This is a genomic window from Candidatus Woesearchaeota archaeon, from assembly GCA_020854775.1.
Classification (GTDB): Archaea; Nanobdellota; Nanobdellia; order Woesearchaeales; family 21-14-0-10-32-9; genus 21-14-0-10-32-9.
In genome coordinates, this window is the sequence record JAHKLZ010000039.1 from 1 (window position 1) to 3,831 (window position 3,831).

The 3,831-nt window shown below is 36.7% G+C and carries 3 protein-coding genes; all 3 read left to right on the plus strand.

What is annotated here, in order from left to right:
• Nucleotides 1–548, plus strand: a 548-nt coding sequence (locus KO361_05270) for a hypothetical protein (GenBank protein ID MCC7574977.1), incomplete at its 5' end; no start/stop codon positions are given.
• Between the two features lie 712 nt (nucleotides 549–1,260).
• Nucleotides 1,261–3,324 (plus strand): DNA cytosine methyltransferase, encoded by a 2,064-nt coding sequence (locus KO361_05275; GenBank protein MCC7574978.1) that lies wholly within the window; start codon nucleotides 1,261–1,263, stop codon nucleotides 3,322–3,324.
• A partial coding sequence (locus KO361_05280; protein ID MCC7574979.1) for an MvaI/BcnI restriction endonuclease family protein occupies nucleotides 3,321–3,831 on the plus strand: 511 nt, incomplete at its 3' end. The genes KO361_05275 and KO361_05280, both read left to right, overlap by 4 nt.

Sequence of the window (3,831 nt, forward strand, 5' to 3'; positions counted from 1 at the left end):
AAAATAATGGAAAATATATTCTATATACAAAAAAGAAACTGTTTAAGCACAATGATGAAATTGCTCAATCTATTAAATACAGGCCAATAAGACAAAATGAATTAGGAGAATCTATATTAGCGGAATGTCCAAGAAAATTTCATTACTCCCAATCATGGTTCTACGCAATGGAAGATGAATGCAAATCCTGTCCATTTAATATTGGTCCCTATGAATCGTATCCAAATTCATATACCTGCCTGGAGGAAAAGGGAATCGTTTGTCAGGAACTGGAATCAGGTTACCTAAAACATTCACTCGATGATTTCAAGAGATGGCTTAAAGAATATGCAACAGAGGAAGCAAAGACTCAAACAAAGAAACCAGTGAGATTTCAACCCAATTATGATCGCTGGGAAGCTATGCTCAAAAGCAAAGCCGATTCATTCAATCCGGATTTAGCTGAACCAATAGATAGTGAAGAGTACAACTCAATTATTATTGAAATTGCTAGTCAGACTCATATGGATTATTTTTTTGGGAAGGTATTCCCTGGAGCATTTAATTAACGTATTTGAATCTTATTTTTCGGTTCAAGTGACACTAAACATTTTTTTACCTAAAGGCATGAGTCGTTACCCCTTAATTAAGTATACCCATATGGCAGAAAAATGTATTCATGGTACACGCCAATGCCAAATCTGTTTAATTGGAGGATTTGAAAAATCCGTAATATTATCGTCTCAAACATAAAGCCTAGTTCTACTATCATGAGCCAGAAATCAATTGCGAGAGTGCTGAAGCATTTATTGCTTGTGTGGAAGCTGCATTTGAGGAAGGAGTAAAAATCAAAAATTGTTATCTTTGTCGCTATCACGGTTACCAAACAAGTTTTGGTATTGAATCCATGTATGTATTTTGCAAATTCAAATGTATAAATGTTTCAAACTCAAACGATGCTTCAGAATGCGAGTACTATCGCGCAGATAGACCAACTTTTTACTTGAATAAGATTTATTGATAATGATAATCATAACTGCTATATGATAATGCATCTCGATAGATAAATCCTTTTTCAGTAATAATCTATTTGGTAAATTTCCAATGTAAAGTACCCTTAAGGAAATCGGGCGCTTTATGGATTACAACAAATCTTCGTACCTAATGTAAAATTTTGAGTAATAAATCACAAAAACACCTTGAACGAATAGATAATCACAGTTTTGCAATTTGACACTTACCCGACCATAGGACATAATGTCCGGTAAGGTGAAACAGATTATGAATACCAACGATTTTAATCAAGCTATTATAAAGCTCAGACAATATTATACTCAAAAAGAAATTGCTATTGAATTGGGAATTACTGAGAGGACAGTTAGGAGATGGGAGAATGGCGACTGTACGCCTCCACAATATTTACTTCCAGTAATCGAGAAATTATTAGCAGATAAAGATAAGCAGAAGCAAAAAGAGAAAGAGAAGAAGACTTCAAGCATAACATTTATCGATTTGTTTGCAGGTGCTGGTGGTATCAGCGAAGGCTTTCTACAAGCATTTATCGATGACAAAAGGTTTGAGTTTTTATGTGCTAGCGATATAAATGAAAATTGTGAATTGACCCACCTTGTAAGATATAATTATCAATTGGGGTTGGATACCAATTTTCTTCGAAAGGACATAACAGATCCTGATTTTATCCATGAGTTGAAGAACCAAGTTGGCTCAAAAACTGTTGATGTTATTTGTGGGGGACCTCCCTGTCAGAGCTTCAGCCTTGCAGGCAAGAGACGAAAGCATGATAAGAAGGACGATTTGTTCTCGCATTATCTCGAAGTAATTAAAGTATTTCAGCCGAAATATTTTGTTATGGAAAATGTCAAAGGAATACTGACTAAAGAAAATGGCAAGATAGGCGAACTAATAATTGACGGCATTCGTTCGATCATCAATGCTGAGAAGATCTCAGAGTTCATTACATTTATAAGGGAAACCATCCAAAAAAACAAACATAGGGTCAAAGATTATGATTTATTGCCATATTATATAGCAAGGATAGAGATGGAATCTCTTGCAAATTCTGATTTGGATGAAAAGATTGCACAATACATAAATATGCTTGAGAAATTATTCAGGAAATTTACAACAAGTACTCTGGATTACAAAACAAGCAAGTCAGATAGAGACATCAATACCATCAGACATGGGCTCTTGTTGCTGAAGAGAAGCAGTGAAATCAATAAGCTCAAACGACACGTGAAGGTAGAAAAAGACTTTGCATACATTGATAATGATAATTTTGAAGAAACATTCAATAGTTTTATCGATGAGCTCGATGAAGAAGTAATCATACAAAAAATCAACAAGGCAATTAATCCCTATCTTAGTAGCTCTAGTCAAGGAAACCTGGCGAGAGAGATTGCAAGAGCACTCGAAATATTCTCATATTCATTCAAGGAATGCATTGCAGAATTGAGTGAAATTTTAAGAAGCATCGATATGTACGATGAATTTTCCAAATTACTCGAAAAATTGTACTTGTATCAAATTGATAAGCCTATAGTTGTTAATGCATCCAAGTATGGAGTCCCCCAGAATCGTGAAAGAGTGTTGTTTATTGGATGTCGCAGAGATCAGACACTTATCACAGAAATTCCTGAATCGATAGAATTCAACAATCCTGTGCGAGTGTATGAAGCCCTACATGATCTAGATTTTTTGGGGAATGGGGAAAATGTACGTAGATATAAAGCAATAAAGAATGATAATGGGGCCTTGACTTCCCCACTCAGGAGCATCGCGGGAAAAGTCGAAACATCTGATGAAACAAAGACTTACGCCGAATGGTCTCGTACTGGACGCCTACCGCAATGGTATAACGTCAAGAAGCCGGTTTATGTTAAATCTCTGGATGATTACCATAAGGGTAAATTCGATATACAAGAATTACACAATCATCAGACAAGCAATCAAAATGAGAAAGTAATCAAGCGTTTGGCTATCATTCAAAAACATCAGTCTTATGAAAAAGCCAAGGAAGAGCTGCGCGAATTGGGGCTGGAGTCAGGAAAACGCAATTACAATGTCCTGAATGCAAATTCGGTCAGCCCAACAGTTGTAACCATGCCTGATGACTATATTCATTATAGCGTACCACGGTCATTGACTGTTAGAGAGATGGCCAGACTGCAATCTTTTGATGATAGTTTCGTATTCCAAGGGAAACGATCGACTGGTGGAAACAAGCGAAAAGAGGAAGTTCCTCAGTATACACTGGTAGGAAACGCCGTTCCCCCTGTGCTAGGAAGGGCGATTGCAATGCAAATTTTGAGGAAAATCAAATGAGACAGTTTACTGATTTTGAGATGAGCAATTCAGTTTTTCTTGCGAAGAGAGGTATTAACTTTACCTTTCTCGAGCCAACTGCTACCGGCTTGAAGAAATCAATTATGGATGCAACTACCCCGGTTCGTCTGATTCTCAAAGAAACAGGCTTGCATGACTATGAAACACAATCTCAGGGGCCAGATCATAAGCAAATATTGAAGACAATACTAGTTGACGGCGAGAAAGTGCTTAAGACAAAGACCTCACTATATCGGCCCAATACAAAGATGGGGGATCCGAGAATTTGGATCTCCGGTCTTCCAAATCATGCAAACTGTAATGATATCATCCTTCTTATTCCTACCGGCAATGCATTGGTTGCCATTAATATTACCAATAATGATTTGAGTCAATTATATCAGCAAAATTCTTTTTTCAAGGACCTAATTGATCACCTTACAGTATCTAATTCAGCTGCGGATGAATTATTGTCTAAGCTAAAAGCAATTGCGAGACAATGCCCAA